The following is a 24,529-nucleotide window of genomic DNA, read 5'->3' as shown; positions in this document are numbered from 1 at the left end:
GGTTTCGGGTTACAGCGACAATCCTTTGAAATGCTCCTGCAAAAACTCCACACACGCGCGCAACTTCCCCGAATGCGCCAGCCGCGTCGGGTACACCGCCCAGACATTGGCGCTCTGGCTGTAATCGTCCAATACCTGCACCAACCGCCCTTGTTCCAGCAGCGGCTTCACATCCCACAGCGAGCGCAACAACACCCCGCGCCCGTCCAGCGCCCACTGCAAAACAATCTCGCCGTTGTTGGACGACAACGGCCCGCTGACCCGCACGTTCTCTTGTCCGCCATCGCGATCCAGATTCCAGAGACCAAAGGCGTTGTCGCGCTCCTTGATCACCAGGCAATCGTGCTGTTGCAGTTCGTCCAGCGTCTGCGGTGTGCCGCGACGTTGCAGATAACCGGGAGCGGCGCACAGCACCCGCCGGTTACTGACCAGGCGTCGACCGATGTGCTGGCCGGGAAGGTCATCGCCAACGCGAATCTCCAGATCGAAGCCTTCATTGATGATGTCCACCACCCGGTCAAACAGGTCGAGGCGAATCTCCAGTTCTGGATAACGTTCGGCCAGCAACGACACCGCCGGGGCGACGTGATTGCGACCGAAACCGAAACTGCTGCAAATGTGCAAACGCCCACGCGGGCTGTCGTGGGCGTCGGACAATTCGTCGTGCAGTTGCTGGAAATCATCGAGAATGCGCAACGCCCAGCGTTGCACGCGTTCACCATCCTCGGTCAGCGCGACGCGCCGGCTGGTGCGGTGCAGCAGGCGAGTGCCGAGGGTGGTTTCAAGAATCTGGATGCGTTTGCTGACATAGGCCGGCGACAGGCCCAGTTCATCCGCGGCGGCGGCAAAGCCGTTCTTGCGGATCACGGTGAGCAGCACACGCAGGTCTTCGGGCAGGGGCACGGTGTCTTTCTTTTGGGGCATGTCAAAACGAACACTGGCGGCAGAAGCCGCCAGCATAGCACCGAGATCCGGCGGCTCGGCTCAACGCAAAAAGGCCAGTGCTTCAGCGAGCAACCGTTCGGGGATTTCTTCGGCAATGTAGTGGCCGGCGGGCAATGCCTGACCGCTGACGTTGGTCGCCACTTGCTGCCATTCCTTGAGTGGATCGAAACAGCTTCCGACCGTGCCTTCGGCGCCCCACAACACGCGCAATGGCAGATTCAGATGATGCCCGGCGGCGATGTCGGCGCGGTCGTGCTCAAGATCGATGCTGGCGCTGGCGCGATAGTCTTCGCAGATACCGCGCGCGCTGCCAGGTTGTTGCAGGCAGCGCAGGTATTCGCCGAAGGCTGCATCGGTAAACGGCTTGAGTCCGGCGCTGCGACTGCCCATCACGCTGCGCAGATAGCTTTCGGGATCGGCTTCGAGCAAGGTTTCCGGCAGTGGCGCCGGGCGGATCAGGAAGAACCAGTGCCAGTAGGCGCGGGCAAAGGCTTCGTTGGTTTGCGCATACATAGACAGGGTCGGCGCGATGTCGAGCAGCATCATCCGTTGCACGGCAGTGGGGTGGTCGAGCGCCAGGCGATGGGCGACCCGCGCGCCACGGTCGTGAGCGAGGATCGAAAACTGCTCGAAGCCCAGCGACTGCATCAACTCGACATTGTCGCGGGCCATTTCGCGTTTCGAGTAATTAACGTGTAACTCATCGGCAGCCGGGCGGCTGCTGTCACCGTAACCGCGCAGGTCGGCGGCGACCACGGTGAAGTGTTCGGCCAGTTGTTCGGCAATCTTGTGCCAGATCACATGGGTCTGCGGGTGGCCGTGCAACAGCAACAGGCCCGGGCCGCTGCCGCCGAGGCGGTAGGCAATGTCGACACCGTTGACGTGGCGCTGGTCTTTGCGGAATCCGGCAAACATCGGGCTGATCCTTGTTCAGGGTTCTGGTTGGCTGCATCCTGAGATTGTCCGGGGTTTGCGGCAAGGGGCAAAGCGTGGTGGGCAGGTTCATGAAGTGTGTTCATGAGGCTCGGGTTGCCAGTGCCGGCCCCTTCGCGAGCAGGCTCGCTCCCACAGTAATTTCCGGTGTGACCATTATCTATGCCACCCAACGAAACCCTGTGGGAGCGAGCCTGCTCGCGAAGAGGCCAGTCCAGACACTGCAATGCTCAACCCTGCTGAAACATCTCCATCGCCCGCTGCTTGATCTGCTCTTCAGTCAGATCCTCCTTGCGCGAGGCCAGAAACCACAGATGCCCATACGGATCCTTCAACGTCCCGCTGCGATCACCGTAAAACTGATCCTTGACCTCGGACACCGTCGTCGCCCCGGCATCCAGTGCTCGCTGAAACGACTTGTCGACATCGGTCACATACAAATGCAAACCAACCGACACGGCTTGATCCGGATTACTCAACGGCCCTTGATCGCACGGTGAACCGAGCATGATCGCGCTGTCGCCAATGCGCAGTTCGGCGTGGCCGATGCCGCCGTCGGGCATGGCCAGGCGCATGACTTCGGTGGCGCCGAAGGCTTTTTTATAGAAATCGATGGCCTCGGCGGCTTTGTGGATGCCGAGATACGGGGTAATGCTGTGATACCCCTCGGGAATGGGTTTGACGCTCATGACGTTCTCCCTGATTTTTGTTCTATGAGATGTGGCTCCACCGGATTTGTGGAAGATTCACTATAGAACCGTCTTCGCCGTGCAAATTTTTGCCCGACGAGCGTCAGTCTTCGGGAAAGTGCGGCCCCGGTCCCTGTTCACCCAGCACATCGCCCTGATTGCGCAGCGGGCAGGCCTCCATCGACAAACAGCCGCAACCGATGCAGCCATTGAGCCGATCGCGCAGTAGCGTCAGTTGTTCGATCCGTTCATCCAGCTCGCGCCGCCATTGCTGCGAGAGGATTTTCCAGTCGGCCGCGCTGGGCGCCCGATCCTGCGGGAGGATTTTCAGTGCCTCGCCAATCTCCGCCAGCGCAATCCCCAGCCGCTGCGCGACTTTGATCAACGCCACCCGACGCAGCACTTCACGCGGATAGCGCCGCTGATTGCCGGCATTGCGCTGACTCTTGATCAGGCCTTTGGATTCATAAAAGTGCAGAGCGGTAACGGCGACGCCACTGCGCGCTGCGACTTCGCCAACCGTTAACTGTTTGTGCACGTTTTCTTTGCTGATCATCTGAAAACAGCTCTTGACCTTGACTTAACTAGAGGTTTTACCCTGCAGGTCTTCGAGTCGCAAGGCTCGTCTTACGCTGAGTGGGGGCATTCCATGAACAACCGCAGTTTTACCCAATTGATCGAATTTGAAATCGAACCACGCCAACAACCTGCGCTGGTCACCGCACTGTCGAGGCAAACCGAGCGCCTGGCGCAGCGTTACGACGGTTTTGTCAGCGCCAGTGTGCAGGCCAGCGATGACGGCCGGCGCGTGCTGAGTTTCCTCCAATGGCAGACCCGCGAGGCGGGGGAGGCGGCATTTCGCAGCTTTGAGAGCGGCGAGCAGGATTTCTGGCAACTGATTCACACCCATCAGGCAAAAACCGTCACCTTCAATTCGTTCCAGGTGCTGAGCAGCATCGCCCGCAGTCACGACGATGCGCTGCACTGCCACCTGGTGGGCTAGATCGACAGCTGGATCAAGCGCTCGCCTTGCAGATTTTCCGTGAGCCGCCGCTTGTTCACCGCCAGTTCACCGATCTTGATCAGCCGCGTGCGGGTGACGTTGCGGCTCAGACCGAGCAACGCGGCGGTGTGCACCTGGTTGTAATGGCAGAAGCGATACGCCGCGCGCAACAAGGCGTCCTCCACTTTTTCGTGCAACGCGCCGGCCTGTTGCGCGAAGAGTTTTTGAAAGGCCTGTTCCAGCAACGCCTCCGGTGAATCATCGGCACTGCTGTGATGATCGTCCGGGCGATCGATGCGCAGATTCGACAGGCGCAAGTCATCGCGTTCGATCACGCCATTGCGGCAGATCAGCAGGGTGTGATGGATGACGTTTTCCAGCTCACGAATATTGCCCGGCCAACTGTAAGCACGCAGCTTGTGCTCGGCGCCCGGGCTGATGCTGACCCGACCGTAACCGAGGCGTTGGCTGTAGGCCTCGATGAAGTGGCGGGTCAGCGGCAGTATGTCGCCGGGACGCTCACGCAATGGACTCAATTCCAGATTGACCACGTTGAGTCGGTAATACAGATCCTCGCGGAAATGGCCGGCGTTGATGGCTTTTTCCAGCTGCACATTGGTCGCCGCCAGCACCCGCACATCGATAGGAATGCTTTTGCGCGAGCCCAACCGCACCACTTCGCGCTCCTGCAAAACACGCAACAACTTCACCTGAATCGCCATCGGCAGATCGCCGATCTCATCGAGAAACAACGTGCCGCCATCCGCTTCCTCGAACCACCCGGCCTTGGCGCTGAGCGCGCCGGTGAACGCGCCTTTTTCGTGACCGAACAATTCCGCTTCCACCAGCGATTCGGAAAACGCCCCGCAATTGACCGCGATAAACGGCCGATGACGGCGATTGCTGAGGTTATGAATATGCCGCGCCACCAGCTCTTTGCCGGTACCGGTCTCGCCGATGATCAGCACACTCGCTTCACTGGGCGCTACTTGCTGCAAATGCTCGAGCAGGGCCTGGGACTTCGGATCTTCGAAGACCTGCGCGGTGGCACGGATCGACGTGGCGAGCGCGGGGGAGGGCGGTAGGGTCAGCAGTTGCATGGGCTCGTCCTTCTTTTTAGTTCAAATGCAGGCAGGTCAGGAATAGAAAGTCGGCACCGGCAGCGACTGATTCAGCGCCCAGTCGCCTAGCTCATGGAGTTTGTAATCCAGCGGGTCGTGCAGGGTTTGCGTGCGCAGGTTGCGCCAGTGGCGGTCGAGACGCAGGGAGGCATGGGTCGAGCGCGCGCCGGTCACTTCGAACAAACGGCTGCAAATCTCCAGGCCCTGACGGCTGGCGGCAACCTTCGCGGTGGCAATCGCTGTCGCGACTTGGCCGCGCTCTTCAGCGCTGAGGTTCGCGCCTTTGGCCCAGGCCTCATCGAGCAACGCCGCCGCGCGTTCGACCAGCAGACGAATGCCTTCCAGCGCCACCCAGAACTCGCCGTAATGCGCGAGCACGTACGGGTCTTCACGCACATCGCACGCCGTGGATTTATGCCAGAGCCGGGTTTCGCTGAGGGTGTATTGCCGCGCCTCTTCGAAAGCACCTTCGGCAATCCCGAGAAACATATGCGTGAAAGTCAGCTGCGCGATCAATGGCCGCAAGCAGGCGAACGGTGTACTCAGCGGGCCGGGATCGAGGAGCAGTTCCGACTCTTCGACGCGCACCCGTTCAAACGTCGCGCTGCCGCTGTCAGTCTGACGCTGGCCGATGTTGTTCCAGTCATTGTGCAGGGTGATGCCACTGCGTCCGCTGGGAATCGCCGCGATCAGCAACTTGCCGCCAGCACTTTCATCGACGGCCGAAGCGATCAGCATCTGTGAATCGCTGGCGCCGGAACAGAAACTTTTCTTCCCGGAAAATTCGCGCCAGCCGCCGAGATCCTTGACCACGGTGCGGGTGTCGAGCGGGTTCAGCGCGTTGCCCCAGAACCAGTTCTGCCGCGCGGTCTGTTCGAACCACGGCTGCCATTGTTCCGGCCGGGAAAACAGGCGCACAGTGGCGAGCATCAAGTGATGAAAACCGAACACGTGGGCGATCGAGCTGTCGACTTTGGCGAACTCGCGAACGACTTGCAGGGTTTCACTCCAGCTCGCGCCGAGGCCGCCGTAACGGGTGGGAATGCTCAGGGCCAGCAGGCCGCTGTCGCGCAGGGCATCGCGCTCGACTTTCGGCGTGCCACCACGTTCGTCACGTTCGACGGCGGTCAGGGCAAACTCGGCGGCCAGTTGGCGGGCGGTCTGCAGCGGGGATATCAAAGTACTTTGCGGTTTGGCGGTCACACGGTATTCCTCAAAGAATCAACTCAGCCCCCTGTAGGAGTGAGCCTGCTCGCGATGAAGTCAGCACAATCGACATCATCGTTGGCTGACACACCGCATTCGTCGGAACGCCGCCCGGAACAGGCTCGCTCCTACAGCGGGGCCGGTTCAGGCACTGGCTTTTGTCGGCAACACATCATTGGCAATCATTTCGCCAAACGGCCCGGTCAGATTGGTCACGCCACGCCCGGCCAGACTGGCGTAAGGCTCGGGCAGCAGCGGGAACACCAGCTCGGCAAAGCGGTAAGCCTCTTCCAGATGCGGATAACCGGAGAAGATGAAACTCTCGATGCCCAGATCCGCGTATTCCTTGATCCGCGCCGCCACTTGCTGCGGATCGCCAACCAGCGCCGTACCGGCACCGCCGCGCACCAGACCGACACCGGCCCACAGATTCGGAGCGATCTCTAGGTTGTCGCGACGACCGTCGTGCAAGGCCGCCATGCGCCGCTGACCCTCGGAATCGAAACGCGAGAACGACTTCTGCGCCGCTTCAATGGTCTCGTCGCTGATGTGTTCGATCAGTTTGTCCGCGGCTTTCCAGGCCTCTTCGGCGGTCTCGCGCACGATCACATGCAAGCGGATGCCGAACTTCACCTTGCGCCCATGTCGCGCCGCACGTTCGCGCACATCGGCGAGTTTTTCCGCAACTGCGGCCGGTGGTTCGCCCCAGGTCAGATAGACATCGACCTGTTCGGCGGCCAGATCATGCGCGGCATCGGAGGAGCCGCCGAAGTACAGCGGCGGATAGGGTTTCTGCACCGGCGGATACAGCGCTTTGGCGTTCTGCACCTTCAGGTGTTTGCCGTCGAAATCCACCGCTTCACCTTGCAACACGCGACGCCAGATCTTCAGGAATTCATCGGTGACTTCATAGCGCTCGGCGTGGCTGAGGAAACTGCCGTCGCCACGGTTTTCATCCGGATCGCCGCCGGTCACCACGTTGATCAACAGGCGCCCGTTGGACAGGCGATCGAGGGTCGCAGCCATGCGCGCCGAGACTGTCGGCGAGATGATCCCCGGACGGATCGCCACCAGATAACGCAGACGCTCGGTCAACGGCACCAGTGCCGAGGCGATCACCCACGAGTCTTCGCAGGAACGCCCGGTGGGAATCAGCACGCCGTGGTAGCCCAGGCTGTCAGCGGCCTGCGCCACTTGTTTCAGATAATTGAGCGTGACCGGGCGCGCGCCTTGGGTGGTGCCCAGATAGTGGCCATCACCGTGGGTCGGCAGGAACCAGAAAACATCCATGAACGGCTCCTCAGGCGATTTTCAGCAAGGGTTTGATTTGGGTGGCGAACAGCGGCGCCGCGCGTTCAGCGGCCAGGCGGATGCGCGCTTTCAACAATTCGCTGGTGATCTGGTAATCGGCGAAGTCGGCTTCGGTGGCGTACACGCCGATCGGCAACGTCATGGCCTGGAAGAAGCTGAACAGCGGGCGCAACTGGTGATCGAGCACCAGCGCATGGCGTTCGCTACCGCCGGTTGCGGCGAGCAGCACCGGCGTGTCGATCAGGGCGTTGAGGTCGATCAGGTCGAACAGGTGCTTGAGCAGACCCGGGTAGGAACCGCGATAAACCGGCGCGGCAACGATCAGCAGATCGGCCTGCTCAATGGCCTGCAACTCGGCTTCAACCTCGGCATTGAGTTCCTGACGCGACAGCGCGCCGCCGAGCGGGCGAGCGATATCACCGAGTTCGATCAAATGGCTTTCGATGGTCAGGTGCCCGGCGAGTTCGGCGAGCAAGGCTTGGGTCAGCACCAAGGTACGGGACGGACGCCAGGTGCCGCCGGAGAGGGCGACGACTTTCAGGGGACGCGACATGATCAGTTCCTTTTTCAACAGTTGCTCAGTGAGCAGTGAATGAGTCACCGGGTCTGAGCAAGCGCTGTACCAATTCTTGCAAGCCCCGGTTTACAAGGCGTTGAGCGTTAGCGTGGCGGTCGCCCCTGTGAGCAGCGGGGCGCTTTGTTGAATCGGTGTTGGCTGAGCAACAGTTGCTGGAGCAACAGTGCTCAGCGCATGGATGGAGTTATAAAGACTGTTTGTTATTCCGTAAAAGAACGTTAATTGATATTTATAGATCGTTAGGAGATATGCGACAGTTTGTGTCGAATTCCTGATAGCCACTATTGAGAGCGTTGATTTCTGCGTGAGCGTGCCCGGGCGTAGCCTTTGTCCATCGACTCCCCATTGCTCGCCAGGACGCTCCCATGAATCGTTTACTGACTGTTTCCTTGATGCTCGCTGTCTCTGTACTCGCCGGTTGTGCCGGACACGTTTCGCCGGAACTGCGCCCTTACACCGATGAAGAATCCCGCGAATTGGCGATGGAAGCACTCAATCGCAGCGGCTTGTCTTTCGACGAATACCACGCGAAAAAAGCGCAATTGCTCGGTCAGACCCGGTTCGACAAGAAAGCTGAAATGAGTGCCGAACGTGCCGTACAGCTGCACGGTCGTCCGAGCTGAAAACAAACTGTACTGGTAGAAGTTTTACCCAACTGTCCGTGGGCTTGCCGGGCGGCGTGGGATAGGGTCAACACCTGAATGACCCTGATGGATTGCCTGCCATGAACCTCTCGCTTGACCTGCTGTTGGGCTTTGCCCTGTTTGCCCTTGTCACCTCGATTACACCTGGACCGAACAACACCATGTTGCTGGCTTCGGGGGTGAACTTTGGCTTCAACCGCACCATCCCGCACATGCTCGGGATTACTTGCGGCTTCTTCGTTCTGGTGGTGGCCGTGGGCTTTGGCCTTGGCGCGGTGTTCCAGACCTATCCAATTCTTTATACGGTTCTGCGCTACGTCGGCGCGGCGTATCTGCTGTATCTGGCGTGGAAAATCGCGCATTCGGGACCTGTCGGCGACAGCGCCGAAGGCGAGGCGAAGCCGATCAGCTACCTCGGCGCGGCCGCGTTTCAGTGGGTCAATCCCAAGGCGTGGATCATGGCCATCGGGGCCATCAGCACCTACACGCCGATGCAGGGCTATTTCACCAATGTCGTGGTGATTGCTGCGGTGTTCGCCATCATCAACCTGCCGAGCGTCGGCGTCTGGGCCGCGTGTGGCACGTTGTTGCGCAATGTGCTGAAGGATCCGCGTTGGTTGCGCGTGTTCAACTGGGGCATGGCGGCGCTGTTGGTGCTTTCGCTGTACCCGTTACTTCTCGAAAGCTTTAGCTGACGCATCGCTTCAACCGCAGGCCGGATGCCTGTTAAGCTCGACTTCAGGAGCGTTCCTACGCACTTTGAATGAAGTTGTTCTTCTTTAACGGCATCCGATCAGGTATTGATGACGCTCTCGAACCGACGCGCAGCTCACAAGGCTGCGCCGTACCGTTTGCAGACACGAGCCTCCTGATCCCGGAACACGCTCTGCGAGTCTTTTATGAACACACGTCCGTTGTATTTCGATTACGCCGCCACCACCCCGGTCGACGAGCGGGTCATCCAGGTGATGATCGAGTGTCTGGGGTTTCACGGTAACTTTGGTAACCCGGCTTCCAGCTCCCATGCTTACGGCCAGCAGGCCCGGCACACGGTCGAGCAGGCCCGCCGGCAAGTCGCCGAACTGGTCGGCGCCAATGCCCAACAGATTATCTGGACCTCCGGTGCCACCGAGTCCAATAACCTCGCCCTCAAAGGCGTGGCGCAGGCGCGCGGGGTGTCCGGCGGCCACATCATTACCAGTCAGATCGAACACAAAGCCATCCTCGATACCGCCCGCCAATTGCAGGACGCCGGCATCGCCGTGACTTATCTGGTGCCAGACGCCGATGGCCTGATCACGCCGCAAGCGGTCAGTGAAGCCATGCGCGACGACACCTTTCTGGTGTCACTGATGTTGGTCAACAACGAACTGGGCACCGTCAATGATGTTCAAGCGATTGGCGAAGTGGTGCGCAGTCGTGAGGCGTTGTTCCATGTTGATGCGGCACAGGGCGCCGGCAAAGTCGCGATCGATCTGGCGCAATGGCCGGTGGATCTGATGTCGTTTTCGGCGCACAAACTCTACGGCCCGAAAGGCATCGGCGCGTTGTACGTCGGTCCACGGGCGCAGCAGCGTTTGCAGGCGCAGATTCACGGCGGCGGGCATGAAGGCGGCTTGCGCTCCGGAACCTTGGCGACGCACCAGATTGCCGGCATGGGCGCAGCATTTGCCTTGGCCGCCGAGGCGTTCGATGCCGAGAAAAAAACCATCGTCGCACTGCGCGAACGCTTGCTCGAACAACTGCTGAGCCTGCCGGGCGTACGCTTGAACGGCTGCGCCACTCAACGTATTCCGCACACCTTGAGCCTGACCTTCAGCGAAGGCGAATTCAACAGCGCGGCGTTGAGCCATTCGATTGCCTTTTCCGCGACGTCGGCCTGCAACTCGGCCAGTAACGCGCCGTCCCACGTGCTGTTGGCGTTGGGGCATAACGCGCATCTGGCCGGGCGCACCATTCGCCTGAGTCTCGGCCGTTTCACCACTGCCGAAGATATCGACAAGGCTGTTCAACTGATCAAGACCTCCTGCACCAGTGCTCCGGCATTCTGGGCGACAGGGCTTTAAACGAGCCGACCTCACGGCTACGAACAATAACGATGAAGTGATTAGCAGGAGACATGATGAGTACCCAGACCTCGACCGAAGGATCGGTGCCCCAGCGCCTGGCGCACACCCGCGAACTGATGCGCCGCGAAGGCATTCACGCATTGCTGGTGCCGTCCGCCGACCCGCATTTGTCGGAATACCTGCCGGGTTACTGGCAGGGCCGGCAGTGGCTGTCGGGCTTCCATGGTTCGGTCGGGACGTTGATCGTCACCGCTGATTTCGCCGGCGTCTGGGCCGACAGTCGTTACTGGGAACAGGCGAGCAAAGAACTCAACGGCAGCGGCATCGAGCTGGTCAAGTTGCAACCGGGTCAACCGAGCCCGCTGGACTGGCTCGCCGAGCAGACACCGGAAGGTGGCGTGGTCGCGGTTGACGGTGCGGTGATGGCCGTGGCCTCGGCGCGTACCCTGAGCAGCAAGCTGGAAGCACGCGGCGCGCGTCTGCGTACCGACATCGATCTGCTGCAGGAAGTCTGGAGCGATCGCCCGAGCCTGCCGAATGCACCGATCTATCAGCATTTGCCACCGCAAGCGACCGTCAGCCGTGGCGAGAAACTCGCCAAACTGCGCGAAACCTTGCAGGAGCGCGGTGCCGACTGGCATTTCATCGCCACCCTCGACGACATTGCCTGGCTGTTCAACCTGCGCGGTGGCGATGTCTCGTTCAACCCGGTGTTTGTTTCGTTTGCCTTGATTGATCAGCAGCAGGCGACGTTGTTCGTGGCGCTGAGCAAAGTTGATGGCGAATTGCGCGCTGTGCTGGAACAGGATGGCGTAACGCTGCGTGATTACAGCGAAGTCGCTGATGCCCTGCGTGCCGTACCAAGTGGCGCGAGCCTGCTGGTCGATCCGGCACGAGTGACCAGCGGTTTACTGGATAATCTCGACAGCGGCGTGAAGCTGGTCGAAGGCTTGAATCCGACCACGTTGGCCAAGTCGCAGAAAAGTGAAGCCGATGCTCGGCACATCCGCCAAGCCATGGAGCAGGACGGTGCGGCGCTGTGCGAATTCTTCGCTTGGCTGGAATCTGCGTGGGGCCGCGAACGTATCACCGAACTGACCATTGACGAGAAGCTCACCGCTGCTCGCGAACGTCGTCCGGATTATGTGTCGCTGAGCTTCAACACGATTGCCGCGTTCAACGCCAATGGCGCCATGCCGCATTACCACGCTACCGAAGAAGAGCATGCGGTGATCGAGGGTGACGGCTTGCTGCTGATCGACTCGGGCGGCCAATACCTGGGCGGCACCACGGATATCACGCGAATGGTGCCGGTCGGTACGCCGACCGAGGAGCAGAAACGCGATTGCACGCGGGTGTTGAAGGGCGTGATTGCGCTGTCGCGTGCACAGTTCCCGAAAGGCATTCTCTCGCCGCTGCTCGACGCCATTGCCCGCGCGCCGATCTGGGCCGACAGCGTGGATTACGGTCACGGCACCGGTCACGGCGTTGGCTATTTCCTCAACGTCCATGAAGGTCCACAGGTGATTGCGTATCAGGCCGCGCCTGCACCGCAAACGGCCATGCAGCCGGGGATGATCACTTCGATCGAGCCAGGCACCTACCGTCCGGGTCGTTGGGGCGTGCGTATCGAAAACCTGGCGATGAACCGCGAGGCGGGTAGCAGCGAATTCGGTGAATTCCTGAAGTTTGAAACCTTGACGCTGTGCCCGATCGACACGCGTTGCCTGCTGCCAGCGCTGCTGACGGAGGAAGAGAAACAGTGGTTCAACGACTATCACGCGCAAGTGCGTGAGCGCTTGAGTCCGTTGCTTGAGGGTGCTGCGCTGGAATGGCTGAACACCCGCACTGCGGCCATCTGATCGGCTGGAATTCAGGCGCTGTTAGCAGCGCCTGAATGATCGCTTAGCCTTGGCGCAAAGCCTCTTCAACAAAGTCGAGCCGATCCTGGCCGAAGAACAGCTGATTGCCGATGAACATACTGGGTGCCCCGAACACACCGCGTTTAACCGCGGTCTCGGTGTTGTCCTTGAGTACGGCTTTGACGGACTCGTCGTTAGTCAGTGCCAGCACTTCAAGCGGATCGAAACCCTGTTCGCTCAGCACGGCGGCGACAGTCGCGGGCTCGTCAAGACTGCGTCCTTCAACCCATAGCGCCGAGAACAGACAATCGATAAACGCCTGAAAGCGTTCTGGCTGCCGCAACTGGATGCCAGTGACGGCACGCATCAACATCAGTGTGTTGATCGGGAAGTGCGGATTGAATGTCAGCGGCACCCCGTAGCGTTTCGCGTAGCGGTCCAGATCCTCGAACATATACCGACCCTTCGCCGGAATCATCGCTGGCGATGCGTTGCCGGTTGCCTTGAAGACGCCACCGAGCAGCATCGGGATGTAGATCAGTTCACTGTTGGTTTCGGCGCAAATCTTCGGTAACTGGGTGTAGGCCAGATAGGTGGCAGGGCTGCCGAGGTCGAAATAGAACTCCACGGTTTTCGTCATTTTCGCGTCTCTGTCGTTATTGTTATGGCGGGGTGTTACCAGCGTTCGTTCCAGGGGCGCAGATCCAGCTCGAACGTCCACGCGTCCCGTGGCTGACTGTGTAGATACCAGTAGTTTTCGGCAATGTGCTCGGGATTGAGGATGCCATCCTGATCTTTGGTGGCGTACTTCTCGGGGAAACTGTTGCGAATGAAATCGGTGTCGATCGCACCATCGACCACCACATGGGCGACGTGGATGTTCATCGGCCCCAGTTCCCGCGCCATGCTTTGCGCCAGCGCGCGGATACCGTGTTTGGCTCCGGCGAATGCAGCAAACCCTGAAGCGCCGCGAAGTCCGGCGGTGGCGCCGGTGAAGAGAATCGTGCCGCGATTGCGCGTGACCATGCGTTTGGCCACTTCACGGGCATTGAGAAATCCTGAGAAACAGGCCATCTCCCAGATCTTGAAATACTTGCGCGCGGTTTCCTCAAGGATGCTGCACGGCACGTTGGCGCCGATATTAAAGACAAAGGCTTCGATCGGCCCGAGGCGGGTTTCGATGTCTTCAATCAGCGCGATGACATCTTCTTCCTTGCGCGCATCGCAGGCAAAGCCGTGGGCATCGCCGCCTTCAGCCTTGATCGCGTCCACCAGCGGTTGCAGTTTGTCGGCGCTGCGTCGGGTGACGCAGGCGACGAATCCTTCTCTGGCAAAACGCTTGGCAATCGCTCCGCCCGTGGCATCGCCGGCGCCGACAACCAATACGACCTTCTTGTTATTCATGGGTGAATCCCTTTATTAAACGATCGTTAAGTGAACGAACGTTATGCTAGGATCCAGGCAACGTCAAGGCAGTCGAATCGAGGGCAAACACATGCGTTACTCCGCCAGTCACAAGCTGGAAACACGGGAAAAGCTACTGCAGAGCAGCGCGCTGTCAGCAAAGCGCTCCGGTTTCTCCACAGTGGGCGTCGATGGTTTGATGAAGGCTATCGGATTGAGTGGTGCGGCGTTCTACAGTCACTTTTCGTCAAAGGATGCGTTGTTCACCGCCATCGTCGAGCGAGAGTTGGGGCAAAGCCTTGAGCGACTGGGAGGCGAGGGTACGCAGGATCGTGAGCGACTGGAACGCTGTCTCAAACACTATCTGAGCATGGCCCACGTAGAACAACCTGAAGCCGGTTGCGCGTTGCCGGCGCTGGGGGCAGAAATTGCCCGATCGGATGTGCAGGTGCGCGAACAGGCCGAGCTGTGGATTTGTCGGCTTCAACAGCGCTGGGCACAGATACTTGAGAGCGAGACCCTGGCGTGGTCGGTGCTGTCGCAATGCGTCGGAGCATTGGTGGTGGCGCGCATGCTGGCGACGCCGGACATTCAGCAAGCGGTGCTGAAGTCCAGCCATGAAGAGATTGGCCGGCAGATTGCCGGGCAGCGCTGATCTATTTACAGATGACGATCATGCTGCGACTGGTGTAACCCGCAGGATTGAGACCGAACGGGTAATCGCCGGGCTCTTCCACGGCGTCACCGGATTTGGCGATAACCTTGTAGCCTTTCGGCAAGCAGGCGTTGGCGGCACTGGTGTAGCACTTGTCCCAGGAGGACGATAGCCCCGAACAGTTGATGTGCAGCCCTTTTTTACCGCGTTTTACCTGAGTTTCCGAAGTCGCCGCACAACCCGCAACAGCCAGTATGGCGATCAGTATCAAAATTCGTTTCATTACCGTCCTTATAGCGGCCACGAGTCTGACGCTCGGGTTTGCCTGTGTTCGCTTGCGCTTTAAGCGTTTTGAAATCCCTGTCCGAAAAAAATCCATGTCTGGCATTGGGTTACGGGTCTAAACATGGCCTAAATGCGCGCCAATTGCCAGACCTTCGTAAAAACCTCTTTCAATCAGCCGCGATGGCGGGTTTCGCAGCGCTACCCATGGTCATGGTGGCGCCGACGGATGCCAGAATAATGCACAGGATCGCCATCCATTGTGACAGCGTGAGGAATTCATGCAGAAACAGAAGGCCCGATAACGCTCCGAAGGCCGGTTCGATACTCATCAATGTTCCGAAAGTGCGTGCCGGGAGGCGGGTGAGGGCGACCATCTCCAGTGTGTAGGGCAGGGCGGTGGACAGGATGGCGACGCCAATGGCAATCGGGATCAGCGATGGGGTCAAAAGGGCTGCACCTGCATGCACAATGCCGATAGGGGCCACGAACAATGCTGCGATCATTACCCCTAAAGCAGCGGTCGTCACTCCGTTATCGGCGCCGGCCTTCTGACCGAACAGAATGTACAGCGCCCAGCAGACACCGGCTCCCAGCGCATACCCGGCGCCTACCAGATCGATACCAGCGCTGGTTGCGCCTGTAGGAATGAGCAGCATCAAGCCTGCGGCGGCCAAGGCGATCCAGAGAAAGTCGATGGCGCGGCGGGAGGCATAGATGGCCACGGCCAGTGGCCCGGTGAATTCGAGGGCGACGGCAATTCCCAACGGCACCGTGCGCAATGACATATAGAAGAGGAAGTTCATGCCGCCCAATGCCATGCCATAGACAATGACCGTGCGCAATGATTTGGCGGTTAACCTGGCGCGCCATGGACGCAGTATCAACAGCATGATCACGCTGGCGAAGATCAGGCGCAGCGTGGTGGTTCCCTGAGCGCCAATGATGGGGAACATGCTTTTGGCCAGAGAAGCGCCGGACTGGATCGACGCCATGGCTATTAATAGCAGGCCAACCGGGAACAGCATTGAGGCAAGAGATCGTGGCTGGTCATTCATTACGTGGCGTCGTCCAAGGTGAGAGCAAAGCTTTATTGTTGATGTTGGGCAATATACTGCGCACTCGATCGAGTTACGTCTATATAGAAGAGGCCTTTTTCCACTGATCGATAGAAAAGCTAAATTAACGGTTGACGGCAGATTTCAGATGTCTATAATTCGCCCCACTTCCGGCGCAGTCGAAACGGAAAACTCCTTGAGATTCAATGAGTTATGTAGGTTTCGGCAGCAGGTTGCTTCAGTTCATCGAAGTCGAAAGGAAGTTGAAAAAGAGGTGTTGACAGCAGCGTGTAACGCTGTAGAATTCGCCTCCCGCTGACGAGAGATCGGAAGCGCAAGTGGTTGAAGTTGTTGAAGAATTCTTCGAAAACTTCTGAAAATAATCACTTGACAGCAAATGAGGCTGCTGTAGAATGCGCGCCTCGGTTGAGACGAAAGATCTTAACCAACCGCTCTTTAACAACTGAATCAAGCAATTCGTGTGGGTGCTTGTGGAGTCAGACTGATAGTCAACAAGATTATCAGCATCACAAGTTACTCCGCGAGAAATCAAAGATGTAACCAACGATTGCTGAGCCAAGTTTAGGGTTTCTTAAAAACCCAAAGATGTTTGAACTGAAGAGTTTGATCATGGCTCAGATTGAACGCTGGCGGCAGGCCTAACACATGCAAGTCGAGCGGATGACAGGAGCTTGCTCCTGAATTCAGCGGCGGACGGGTGAGTAATGCCTAGGAATCTGCCTGGTAGTGGGGGACAACGTTTCGAAAGGAACGCTAATACCGCATACGTCCTACGGGAGAAAGCAGGGGACCTTCGGGCCTTGCGCTATCAGATGAGCCTAGGTCGGATTAGCTAGTTGGTGAGGTAATGGCTCACCAAGGCGACGATCCGTAACTGGTCTGAGAGGATGATCAGTCACACTGGAACTGAGACACGGTCCAGACTCCTACGGGAGGCAGCAGTGGGGAATATTGGACAATGGGCGAAAGCCTGATCCAGCCATGCCGCGTGTGTGAAGAAGGTCTTCGGATTGTAAAGCACTTTAAGTTGGGAGGAAGGGTTGTAGATTAATACTCTGCAATTTTGACGTTACCGACAGAATAAGCACCGGCTAACTCTGTGCCAGCAGCCGCGGTAATACAGAGGGTGCAAGCGTTAATCGGAATTACTGGGCGTAAAGCGCGCGTAGGTGGTTCGTTAAGTTGGATGTGAAATCCCCGGGCTCAACCTGGGAACTGCATTCAAAACTGTCGAGCTAGAGTATGGTAGAGGGTGGTGGAATTTCCTGTGTAGCGGTGAAATGCGTAGATATAGGAAGGAACACCAGTGGCGAAGGCGACCACCTGGACTGATACTGACACTGAGGTGCGAAAGCGTGGGGAGCAAACAGGATTAGATACCCTGGTAGTCCACGCCGTAAACGATGTCAACTAGCCGTTGGGAGCCTTGAGCTCTTAGTGGCGCAGCTAACGCATTAAGTTGACCGCCTGGGGAGTACGGCCGCAAGGTTAAAACTCAAATGAATTGACGGGGGCCCGCACAAGCGGTGGAGCATGTGGTTTAATTCGAAGCAACGCGAAGAACCTTACCAGGCCTTGACATCCAATGAACTTTCCAGAGATGGATTGGTGCCTTCGGGAACATTGAGACAGGTGCTGCATGGCTGTCGTCAGCTCGTGTCGTGAGATGTTGGGTTAAGTCCCGTAACGAGCGCAACCCTTGTCCTTAGTTACCAGCACGTCATGGTGGGCACTCTAAGGAGACTGCCGGTGACAAACCGGAGGAAGGTGGGGATGACGTCAAGTCATCATGGCCCTTACGGCCTGGGCTACACACGTGCTACAATGGTCGGTACAAAGGGTTGCCAAGCCGCGAGGTGGAGCTAATCCCATAAAACCGATCGTAGTCCGGATCGCAGTCTGCAACTCGACTGCGTGAAGTCGGAATCGCTAGTAATCGTGAATCAGAATGTCACGGTGAATACGTTCCCGGGCCTTGTACACACCGCCCGTCACACCATGGGAGTGGGTTGCACCAGAAGTAGCTAGTCTAACCTTCGGGAGGACGGTTACCACGGTGTGATTCATGACTGGGGTGAAGTCGTAACAAGGTAGCCGTAGGGGAACCTGCGGCTGGATCACCTCCTTAATCGACGACATCAGCTGCTCCATAAGTTCCCACACGAATTGCTTGATTCATTGAAGAAGACGAAAGAAGCAGCCTGTATCGGTTTGTAGCTGAGTTGGTTAGAGCGTACCCCATGCTTTGTGGTTAAGAGCAGGGTGAGGTCGGCCTTAGTAGCTCGAAATTGGGTCTGTAGCTCAGTTGGTTAGAGCGCACCCCTGATAAGGGTGAGGTCGGCAGTTCGAATCTGCCCAGACCCACCAATTTTGTGTGGGAAACGCCTGTAGAAATACGGGGCCATAGCTCAGCTGGGAGAGCGCCTGCCTTGCACGCAGGAGGTCAGCGGTTCGATCCCGCTTGGCTCCACCACTACTGCTTCTCTTGTATAAAGCTTAGAAATGAGCATTCCATCGTTGTGATGGTGAATGTTGATTTCTAGTCTTTGACTAGTTCGTTCTTTAAAAATTTGGGTATGTGATAGAAAGATAGACTGAACGTTACTTTCACTGGTAACGGATCAGGCTAAGGTAAAATTTGTGAGTTCTCTTAATTGAGAAATTCGAATTTTCGGCGAATGTCGTCTTCACAGTATAACCAGATTGCTTGGGGTTATATGGTCAAGTGAAGAAGCGCATACGGTGGATGCCTTGGCAGTCAGAGGCGATGAAAGACGTGGTAGCCTGCGAAAAGCTTCGGGGAGTCGGCAAACAGACTTTGATCCGGAGATGTCTGAATGGGGGAACCCAGCCATCATAAGATGGTTATCTTGTACTGAATACATAGGTGCAAGAGGCGAACCAGGGGAACTGAAACATCTAAGTACCCTGAGGAAAAGAAATCAACCGAGATTCCCTTAGTAGTGGCGAGCGAACGGGGACTAGCCCTTAAGTGGCTTTGAGATTAGCGGAACGCTCTGGAAAGTGCGGCCATAGTGGGTGATAGCCCTGTACGCGAAAATCTCTTGGTCATGAAATCGAGTAGGACGGAGCACGAGAAACTTTGTCTGAATATGGGGGGACCATCCTCCAAGGCTAAATACTACTGACTGACCGATAGTGAACTAGTACCGTGAGGGAAAGGCGAAAAGAACCCCGGAGAGGGGAGTGAAATAGATCCTGAAACCGTATGCGTACAAGCAGTGGGAGCAGACTTTGTTCTGTGACTGCGTACCTTTTGTATAATGGGTCAGCGACTTATTTTCAGTGGCGAGCTTAACCGAATAGGGGAGGCGTAGCGAAAGCGAGTCTTAATAGGGCGTCTAGTCGCTGGGAATAGACCCGAAACCGGGCGATCTATCCATGGGCAGGTTGAAGGTTGGGTAACACTAACTGGAGGACCGAACCGACTACCGTTGAAAAGTTAGCGGATGACCTGTGGATCGGAGTGAAAGGCTAATCAAGCTCGGAGATAGCTGGTTCTCCTCGAAAGCTATTTAGGTAGCGCCTCATGTATCACTGTAGGGGGTAGAGCACTGTTTCGGCTAGGGGGTCATCCCGACTTACCAAACCGATGCAAACTCCGAATACCTACAAGTGCCGAGCATGGGAGACACACGGCGGGTGCTAACGTCCGTCGTGAAAAGGGAAACAACCCAGACCGTCAGCTAAGGTCCCAAAGTTATGGTTAAGTGGGAAACGATGTGGGAAGGCTTAGACAGCTAGGAGGTTGGCTTAGAAGCAGCCACCCTTTAAAGAAAGCGTAATAGCTCACTAGTCGAGTCGGCCTGCGCGGAAGATGTAACGGGGCTCAAACCATACACCGAAGCTACGGGTATCATCTTCGGATGATGCGGTAGAGGAGCGTTCTGTAAGCCTGTGAAGGTGAGTTGAGAAGCTTGCTGGAGGTATCAGAAGTGCGAATGCTGACATGAGTAACGACAATGGGTGTGAAAAACACCCACGCCGAAAGACCAAGGTTTCCTGCGCAACGTTAATCGACGCAGGGTTAGTCGGTCCCTAAGGCGAGGCTGAAAAGCGTAGTCGATGGAAAACAGGTTAATATTCCTGTACTTCTGGTTATTGCGATGGAGGGACGGAGAAGGCTAGGCCAGCTTGGCGTTGGTTGTCCAAGTTTAAGGTGGTAGGCTGAGATCTTAGGTAAATCCGGGATCTTAAGGCCGAGAGCTGATGACGAGTGTTCTTTTAGAACACGAAGTGGTTGATGCCATGCTTCCAAGAAAAGCTTCTAAGCTTCAGGTAACCAGGAACCGTACCCCAAACCGACACAGGTGGTTGGGTAGAGAATACCAAGGCGCTTGAGAGAACTCGGGTGAAGGAACTAGGCAAAATGGCACCGTAACTTCGGGAGAAGGTGCGCCGGTGAGGGTGAAGGACTTGCTCCGTAAGCTCATGCCGGTCGAAGATACCAGGCCGCTGCGACTGTTTATTAAAAACACAGCACTCTGCAAACACGAAAGTGGACGTATAGGGTGTGACGCCTGCCCGGTGCCGGAAGGTTAATTGATGGGGTTAGCTAACGCGAAGCTCTTGATCGAAGCCCCGGTAAACGGCGGCCGTAACTATAACGGTCCTAAGGTAGCGAAATTCCTTGTCGGGTAAGTTCCGACCTGCACGAATGGCGTAACGATGGCGGCGCTGTCTCCACCCGAGACTCAGTGAAATTGAAATCGCTGTGAAGATGCAGTGTATCCGCGGCTAGACGGAAAGACCCCGTGAACCTTTACTATAGCTTTGCACTGGACTTTGAATTTGCTTGTGTAGGATAGGTGGGAGGCTTTGAAGCGTGGACGCCAGTTCGCGTGGAGCCATCCTTGAAATACCACCCTGGCAACTTTGAGGTTCTAACTCAGGTCCGTTATCCGGATCGAGGACAGTGTATGGTGGGTAGTTTGACTGGGGCGGTCTCCTCCTAAAGAGTAACGGAGGAGTACGAAGGTGCGCTCAGACCGGTCGGAAATCGGTCGTAGAGTATAAAGGCAAAAGCGCGCTTGACTGCGAGACAGACACGTCGAGCAGGTACGAAAGTAGGTCTTAGTGATCCGGTGGTTCTGTATGGAAGGGCCATCGCTCAACGGATAAAAGGTACTCCGGGGATAACAGGCTGATACCGCCCAAGAGTTCATATCGACGGCGGTGTTTGGCACCTCGATGTCGGCTCATCACATCCTGGGGCTGAAGCCGGTCCCAAGGGTATGGCTGTTCGCCATTTAAAGTGGTACGCGAGCTGGGTTTAGAACGTCGTGAGACAGTTCGGTCCCTATCTGCCGTGGACGTTTGAGATTTGAGAGGGGCTGCTCCTAGTACGAGAGGACCGGAGTGGACGAACCTCTGGTGTTCCGGTTGTCACGCCAGTGGCATTGCCGGGTAGCTATGTTCGGGAAAGATAACCGCTGAAAGCATCTAAGCGGGAAACTTGCCTCAAGATGAGATCTCACTGGAACCTTGAGTTCCCTGAAGGGCCGTCGAAGACTACGACGTTGATAGGTTGGGTGTGTAAGCGCTGTGAGGCGTTGAGCTAACCAATACTAATTGCCCGTGAGGCTTGACCATATAACACCCAAGCAATTTGCGTCGAAGAGACCAGATTGCGGTGTGTGAAGACGAAACGAACCGAAAGTTCGATGTTCACAAACACCGAAAGCTGTCACATACCCAATTTGCTGAAGCGAGGCCATCTGGTCACGACTCAGTACCCGAATTTCTTGACGACCATAGAGCGTTGGAACCACCTGATCCCATCCCGAACTCAGCAGTGAAACGATGCATCGCCGATGGTAGTGTGGGGTTTCCCCATGTGAGAGTAGGTCATCGTCAAGATTAAATTTCGAAACCCCAATTGCGAAAGCAGTTGGGGTTTTGTTTTGCCCGCAGGAAAGTACTTCCAACGCATTGATCCGCCCCAACCGTCGCAAGAGTGGCCATTGGGGAAATTCCTTCTGAAGTGACCGGGCACTTTTTGGTATGGTGCAGCTCGTTTTTCAAGGACTGATGTCATGCCCACGGATCGGCAATCATTTATGTCAAAGAGTTGCTGTAGAAATGCCTGAACCCATTCCGATCAAGGATCACGAGAAAGAGACGCGTCTGGTCAACAAACGGTTGATCGCCTGCGCCATGTTTGTCTTCGCTGTCAGCTGCGCTCTGGTTGTGCGCCTGTACATCCTGCAAGTGGTGGAATTCGACTACCACTCGACCATCTCTGAGAACAATCGCGTCCATGTCTTGCCGATCCCGCCGACACGCGGTTTGATCTACGACCGTAATGGCGTGCTGCTCGCGGATAACCGTCCCAGTTTCAACCTGACCATCACCCGCGAACGCGCCACTGACGTCAATCAGGAACTGGACGAAGTCATCAATCTCCTGCACCTGCCTGCAGAAGATCGCACAGTCTTCGATAAAGCCATGAAGCAGTCTCGCCACCCGTTTACACCGGTGACGCTGTTCTATGAGCTGACGGAAGAGCAAATTGCCGTACTGGCCGTCAACGAGTTCCGCCTCCCGGGTCTGGATGTCGAGCCGCAGTTCGTTCGCCATTACCCGCTCGGCGCGCACTTCGCCCACTCGATCGGTTACGTTGGCCGTATCAACGAAAAAGAATCCAAGAGCCTCGACTCGGTGGAATACCGGGGTACTCAATCCATCGGTAAAACCGGCATCGAGCGTTTCTACGAAGCGCAGCTGCACGGCCATGTCGGTTATGAAGAGGTGGAAACCAACGCCCAGGGACGCGTACTGCGTGTGCTCAAACATACCGATCCGGTTCCTGGCCAGAATATCGTCCTGAGCCTCGACATCAAACTGCAGGAAGCTGCCGAAGCCGCACTGGGTGATCGTCGCGGCTCAGTGGTAGCGCTCGATCCGTCGACCGGTGAAGTGTTGGCCATGGTCAGCAATCCCAGCTTCGATCCGAATCTGTTTGTCACCGGGATCAGCTCCAAGGAATACTCGGCACTGCGCGATTCGATCGACCGTCCGCTGTTCAACCGCGTACTGCGCGGGCTCTACGCGCCTGGCTCGACGATCAAACCAGAGGTGGCCATCGCCGGCCTCGACGCTGGTGTTGTGACGCCGCAGACCCGAGTCTTCGACCCCGGTTACTACCAGCTCCCGGACTTCGATCACAAGTATCGCAACTGGAACCACAGCGGCGATGGATGGGTGGACATGGACGCGGCGATCATGCGTTCCAATGACACCTATTTTTACGACCTCGCGCATAAACTCGGCATCGATCGCCTGCACGATTACATGGCCATGTTCGGGCTCGGCGAGAAAGTCTCGCTGGACATGTTTGAAGAGTCGCCCGGTCTGATGCCATCGCAAGCGTGGAAACGCGCGACTCGCCGGCAAGCGTGGTTCCCGGGCGAAACGGTCATCCTCGGCATTGGTCAGGGCTACATGCAGGTGACGCCACTGCAACTGGCTCAGGCCACGGCATTGATTGCCAACAAAGGTGTATGGAACCGGCCGCACCTGGCCAAGACCGTCGATGGCGTCGCCCCGGTCGATGAGCATCCGATGCCGAACATTCTGCTCAAGGATCCGCGAGATTGGGAGCAGGTCAATCACGGCATGCAGATGGTGATGCACGATGCCCGAGGCATCGCTCGTGCGGCCGCGGCCGGTGCGCAATACCGTATCGCTGGCAAAAGTGGTACGGCGCAAGTGGTGGCGATCAAGCAAGGCGAGCGCTACAACCGCGAAAAAACCCTCGAGCGCCACCGCGATAACGCCTTGTTCGTTGGCTTCGCGCCGGCCGAGCATCCGAAGATTGCGATTTCGGTGATGATCGAAAACGGCGAGGCCGGAGGTCGTGTTGCCGGCCCTGTGGTGCGGCAGATCATGGATGCCTGGCTACTTGATCAGGACGGCCATCTCAAGCCGCAATACGCGGCGCCGACCAAGGCGCCTGGAGACCCGCACGTCTAACGGTTCGCAGCCCCGGCTCATGCTGGATGAGCCGAGGTTGTGAGTTGCCCTATTTGCAGCGGTACCCCTCGGGCATCGTGACGGTGTAGTTGCGCTGCACACGATCCTCGAAGTTCAGGTTCTGCAAGCCTTGCTCCACTAGAAAGGCTTCGACCTTGGCGGGCTGGCAGTCCTCGTTATACGACGAGGCGCGAAGCAGGTAGACCGTGCGTTTGCTGGCTTCATCCCGGGCCGTGGCATTGAATGTACTGAGCGTGGTGTAACCGGTTCGCTCCGAGGTACCTATCGGACCATAGGTCGTGTTCGGTTTACTCGTGCACGTCAGCCGATCGTCCTTTTTCTTGCTGGTCTTGCACACGGTAGAGGTGCTGGTCGGCACTTGCCCATACTCGGTCGCGGTATATCGGTAAGTCACCTGTCGGCTGCCGACATCGAGGCTGACGGTCATTTTTATCGGCGCGTGGTTCTTCGGCAGACTGGCGTCGGTATAAACCTCCTGGTAGCCCCTGTCTTTCAACGCATTAACCATGTCGCGAAGATAGTAGCGGGCATTAAGCGCATTTTCGTCACTGCCGCCTACAGACGTCACCAGCACAGTTGCCTTTCGATCAAAATGATAATCCGGATCAGGTGTGGCATTTAGCGCTACGTCCATTTGTGTGGCGCAGCCGCTGATCAACGCTGTCAGTAAAAACAGCGCGCAGAATAAAAACCGGGTCATGACAAAGCCGCCTTACAAACTAAGGATTGAATA

20 protein-coding genes, 2 tRNA genes and 3 rRNA genes are annotated in these 24,529 nt (G+C 57.3%); 12 read left to right on the top strand and 13 right to left on the bottom strand.

Annotated features, from left to right (window positions below; all coding sequences use genetic code 11):
- Window positions 1–9 precede the first annotated feature (9 nt).
- From AC5SEM_RS16700 to soxR, 4 genes are all read right to left on the bottom strand, one after another.
- Entirely contained in the window at window positions 10–960 is a 951-nt protein-coding gene (locus AC5SEM_RS16700) for a LysR substrate-binding domain-containing protein (RefSeq protein WP_495470860.1), read from the bottom strand.
- Window positions 961–984: 24 nt separating this feature from the next.
- Entirely contained in the window at window positions 985–1,860 is an 876-nt protein-coding gene (locus tag AC5SEM_RS16695) for an alpha/beta fold hydrolase (protein ID WP_495470859.1), read from the bottom strand.
- 248 nt (window positions 1,861–2,108) lie between these two features.
- The gene (locus AC5SEM_RS16690; RefSeq protein ID WP_077573872.1) at window positions 2,109–2,567 is read right to left on the bottom strand and encodes a VOC family protein; all 459 of its coding nucleotides are present in this window, start codon (window positions 2,565–2,567) and stop codon (window positions 2,109–2,111) included.
- Window positions 2,568–2,670: 103 nt separating this feature from the next.
- On the bottom strand, window positions 2,671–3,123 hold the full coding sequence (gene soxR, locus AC5SEM_RS16685) for a redox-sensitive transcriptional activator SoxR (RefSeq protein WP_095120419.1): 453 nt from the start codon (window positions 3,121–3,123) through the stop codon (window positions 2,671–2,673).
- 93 nt (window positions 3,124–3,216) lie between these two features.
- On the opposite strand from soxR, the gene AC5SEM_RS16680 reads away from it, so the two are divergent.
- A complete protein-coding gene (locus tag AC5SEM_RS16680; protein WP_150792939.1) occupies window positions 3,217–3,570 on the top strand; it encodes an antibiotic biosynthesis monooxygenase in 354 nt (117 codons plus the stop codon).
- Here AC5SEM_RS16680 and AC5SEM_RS16675 read toward each other — a convergent pair.
- The 4 genes from AC5SEM_RS16675 to msuE all read right to left on the bottom strand — a co-directional run bounded on the left by AC5SEM_RS16675 (window position 3,567) and on the right by msuE (window position 7,761).
- The gene (locus tag AC5SEM_RS16675; RefSeq protein ID WP_110720988.1) at window positions 3,567–4,670 is read right to left on the bottom strand and encodes a sigma-54 interaction domain-containing protein; all 1,104 of its coding nucleotides are present in this window, start codon (window positions 4,668–4,670) and stop codon (window positions 3,567–3,569) included. The genes AC5SEM_RS16680 and AC5SEM_RS16675 overlap by 4 nt on opposite strands.
- 36 nt (window positions 4,671–4,706) lie before the next feature.
- A complete protein-coding gene (locus AC5SEM_RS16670; RefSeq protein ID WP_495470858.1) occupies window positions 4,707–5,894 on the bottom strand; it encodes an acyl-CoA dehydrogenase family protein in 1,188 nt (395 codons plus the stop codon).
- Between the two features lie 147 nt (window positions 5,895–6,041).
- Complete coding sequence (gene ssuD, locus AC5SEM_RS16665) at window positions 6,042–7,187, bottom strand: FMNH2-dependent alkanesulfonate monooxygenase (protein WP_007949711.1); 1,146 nt, start codon at window positions 7,185–7,187, stop codon at window positions 6,042–6,044.
- 10 nt (window positions 7,188–7,197) lie between these two features.
- Window positions 7,198–7,761, bottom strand: coding sequence for an FMN reductase (gene msuE / locus AC5SEM_RS16660; RefSeq protein WP_495470857.1), 564 nt, complete (start codon window positions 7,759–7,761; stop codon window positions 7,198–7,200).
- 389 nt (window positions 7,762–8,150) lie between these two features.
- Between msuE and AC5SEM_RS16655 the strand changes: the two genes are divergently transcribed.
- The 4 genes from AC5SEM_RS16655 to AC5SEM_RS16640 all read left to right on the top strand — a co-directional run bounded on the left by AC5SEM_RS16655 (window position 8,151) and on the right by AC5SEM_RS16640 (window position 12,360).
- A complete protein-coding gene (locus tag AC5SEM_RS16655; RefSeq protein WP_137217720.1) occupies window positions 8,151–8,408 on the top strand; it encodes a hypothetical protein in 258 nt (85 codons plus the stop codon).
- Between the two features lie 101 nt (window positions 8,409–8,509).
- Window positions 8,510–9,124 (top strand): LysE family translocator, encoded by a 615-nt coding sequence (locus AC5SEM_RS16650; RefSeq protein ID WP_137217719.1) that lies wholly within the window; start codon window positions 8,510–8,512, stop codon window positions 9,122–9,124.
- Between the two features lie 204 nt (window positions 9,125–9,328).
- Window positions 9,329–10,495, top strand: coding sequence for an aminotransferase class V-fold PLP-dependent enzyme (locus tag AC5SEM_RS16645; RefSeq protein WP_495470856.1), 1,167 nt, complete (start codon window positions 9,329–9,331; stop codon window positions 10,493–10,495).
- A gap of 56 nt (window positions 10,496–10,551) precedes the next feature.
- A complete protein-coding gene (locus AC5SEM_RS16640) occupies window positions 10,552–12,360 on the top strand; it encodes an aminopeptidase P family protein (RefSeq protein WP_495470855.1) in 1,809 nt (602 codons plus the stop codon).
- 43 nt (window positions 12,361–12,403) lie between these two features.
- Here AC5SEM_RS16640 and AC5SEM_RS16635 read toward each other — a convergent pair whose 3' ends face one another.
- Both AC5SEM_RS16635 and AC5SEM_RS16630 read right to left on the bottom strand, forming a co-directional pair.
- Window positions 12,404–13,000, bottom strand: coding sequence for a 2-hydroxychromene-2-carboxylate isomerase (locus tag AC5SEM_RS16635; RefSeq protein ID WP_495470854.1), 597 nt, complete (start codon window positions 12,998–13,000; stop codon window positions 12,404–12,406).
- Between the two features lie 35 nt (window positions 13,001–13,035).
- The gene (locus tag AC5SEM_RS16630) at window positions 13,036–13,764 is read right to left on the bottom strand and encodes an SDR family oxidoreductase (RefSeq protein WP_137217715.1); all 729 of its coding nucleotides are present in this window, start codon (window positions 13,762–13,764) and stop codon (window positions 13,036–13,038) included.
- 91 nt (window positions 13,765–13,855) lie between these two features.
- On the opposite strand from AC5SEM_RS16630, the gene AC5SEM_RS16625 reads away from it, so the two are divergent.
- Window positions 13,856–14,419 carry a TetR/AcrR family transcriptional regulator gene (locus AC5SEM_RS16625; RefSeq protein ID WP_116030586.1) on the top strand — a complete coding sequence of 188 codons (564 nt, stop codon included), beginning with the start codon at window positions 13,856–13,858 and terminating at the stop codon, window positions 14,417–14,419.
- 1 nt (window position 14,420) lies between these two features.
- Here AC5SEM_RS16625 and AC5SEM_RS16620 read toward each other — a convergent pair whose 3' ends face one another.
- A complete protein-coding gene (locus tag AC5SEM_RS16620; protein ID WP_116030587.1) occupies window positions 14,421–14,702 on the bottom strand; it encodes a hypothetical protein in 282 nt (93 codons plus the stop codon).
- Window positions 14,703–14,871: 169 nt separating this feature from the next.
- Window positions 14,872–15,759: a threonine/homoserine exporter RhtA gene (rhtA, locus tag AC5SEM_RS16615; RefSeq protein ID WP_110720978.1), complete on the bottom strand. Its 888-nt coding sequence runs from the start codon at window positions 15,757–15,759 to the stop codon at window positions 14,872–14,874.
- Between the two features lie 612 nt (window positions 15,760–16,371).
- On the opposite strand from rhtA, the gene AC5SEM_RS16610 reads away from it, so the two are divergent.
- The 6 genes from AC5SEM_RS16610 (at window position 16,372) to mrdA (ending at window position 23,775) form a co-directional block, all read left to right on the top strand.
- Window positions 16,372–17,908 (top strand): 16S ribosomal RNA (locus AC5SEM_RS16610).
- A gap of 162 nt (window positions 17,909–18,070) precedes the next feature.
- Window positions 18,071–18,147: transfer RNA gene (locus AC5SEM_RS16605), tRNA-Ile, on the top strand.
- A 30-nt stretch (window positions 18,148–18,177) separates the two neighbouring features.
- Window positions 18,178–18,253 (top strand) — tRNA-Ala (locus AC5SEM_RS16600).
- A 246-nt stretch (window positions 18,254–18,499) separates the two neighbouring features.
- A 23S ribosomal RNA gene (locus tag AC5SEM_RS16595) occupies window positions 18,500–21,393 on the top strand.
- A 151-nt stretch (window positions 21,394–21,544) separates the two neighbouring features.
- Window positions 21,545–21,660: ribosomal RNA gene (gene rrf / locus AC5SEM_RS16590) — 5S ribosomal RNA — on the top strand.
- The 16S, 23S and 5S rRNA genes sit together here with 2 tRNA genes alongside, the layout of an rRNA operon.
- A gap of 222 nt (window positions 21,661–21,882) precedes the next feature.
- Window positions 21,883–23,775 (top strand): penicillin-binding protein 2, encoded by a 1,893-nt coding sequence (gene mrdA, locus AC5SEM_RS16585; RefSeq protein WP_116030939.1) that lies wholly within the window; start codon window positions 21,883–21,885, stop codon window positions 23,773–23,775.
- Between the two features lie 49 nt (window positions 23,776–23,824).
- Here mrdA and AC5SEM_RS16580 read toward each other — a convergent pair whose 3' ends face one another.
- Window positions 23,825–24,496, bottom strand: a complete 672-nt coding sequence (locus AC5SEM_RS16580; RefSeq protein WP_495470853.1) for a hypothetical protein — start codon at window positions 24,494–24,496, stop codon at window positions 23,825–23,827.
- Between the last annotated feature and the right edge of the window lie 33 nt (window positions 24,497–24,529).

The sequence above is a fragment of the Pseudomonas sp. CH61 genome, from assembly GCF_059429415.1.
This window is presented reverse-complemented; position numbering and strand designations above follow the sequence as displayed.

Bases quoted from the DNA above. Each gene is read 5' to 3' on its own strand.
- AC5SEM_RS16700 (WP_495470860.1), bottom strand. From the start codon at position 960: ATGCTGGCGGCTTCTGCCGCCAGTGTTCGTTTTGACATGCCCCAAAAG.
- AC5SEM_RS16695 (WP_495470859.1), bottom strand. From the start codon at position 1,860: ATGTTTGCCGGATTCCGCAAAGACCAGCGCCACGTCAACGGTGTCGAC.
- AC5SEM_RS16690 (WP_077573872.1), bottom strand. From the start codon at position 2,567: ATGAGCGTCAAACCCATTCCCGAGGGGTATCACAGCATTACCCCGTAT.
- soxR (WP_095120419.1), bottom strand. From the start codon at position 3,123: ATGATCAGCAAAGAAAACGTGCACAAACAGTTAACGGTTGGCGAAGTC.
- AC5SEM_RS16680 (WP_150792939.1), top strand. From the start codon at position 3,217: ATGAACAACCGCAGTTTTACCCAATTGATCGAATTTGAAATCGAACCA.
- AC5SEM_RS16675 (WP_110720988.1), bottom strand. From the start codon at position 4,670: ATGCAACTGCTGACCCTACCGCCCTCCCCCGCGCTCGCCACGTCGATC.
- ssuD (WP_007949711.1), bottom strand. From the start codon at position 7,187: ATGGATGTTTTCTGGTTCCTGCCGACCCACGGTGATGGCCACTATCTG.
- msuE (WP_495470857.1), bottom strand. From the start codon at position 7,761: ATGTCGCGTCCCCTGAAAGTCGTCGCCCTCTCCGGCGGCACCTGGCGT.
- AC5SEM_RS16655 (WP_137217720.1), top strand. From the start codon at position 8,151: ATGAATCGTTTACTGACTGTTTCCTTGATGCTCGCTGTCTCTGTACTC.
- AC5SEM_RS16650 (WP_137217719.1), top strand. From the start codon at position 8,510: ATGAACCTCTCGCTTGACCTGCTGTTGGGCTTTGCCCTGTTTGCCCTT.
- AC5SEM_RS16645 (WP_495470856.1), top strand. From the start codon at position 9,329: ATGAACACACGTCCGTTGTATTTCGATTACGCCGCCACCACCCCGGTC.
- AC5SEM_RS16640 (WP_495470855.1), top strand. From the start codon at position 10,552: ATGAGTACCCAGACCTCGACCGAAGGATCGGTGCCCCAGCGCCTGGCG.
- AC5SEM_RS16635 (WP_495470854.1), bottom strand. From the start codon at position 13,000: ATGACGAAAACCGTGGAGTTCTATTTCGACCTCGGCAGCCCTGCCACC.
- AC5SEM_RS16630 (WP_137217715.1), bottom strand. From the start codon at position 13,764: ATGAATAACAAGAAGGTCGTATTGGTTGTCGGCGCCGGCGATGCCACG.
- AC5SEM_RS16625 (WP_116030586.1), top strand. From the start codon at position 13,856: ATGCGTTACTCCGCCAGTCACAAGCTGGAAACACGGGAAAAGCTACTG.
- AC5SEM_RS16620 (WP_116030587.1), bottom strand. From the start codon at position 14,702: ATGAAACGAATTTTGATACTGATCGCCATACTGGCTGTTGCGGGTTGT.
- rhtA (WP_110720978.1), bottom strand. From the start codon at position 15,759: ATGAATGACCAGCCACGATCTCTTGCCTCAATGCTGTTCCCGGTTGGC.
- mrdA (WP_116030939.1), top strand. From the start codon at position 21,883: ATGCCTGAACCCATTCCGATCAAGGATCACGAGAAAGAGACGCGTCTG.
- AC5SEM_RS16580 (WP_495470853.1), bottom strand. From the start codon at position 24,496: ATGACCCGGTTTTTATTCTGCGCGCTGTTTTTACTGACAGCGTTGATC.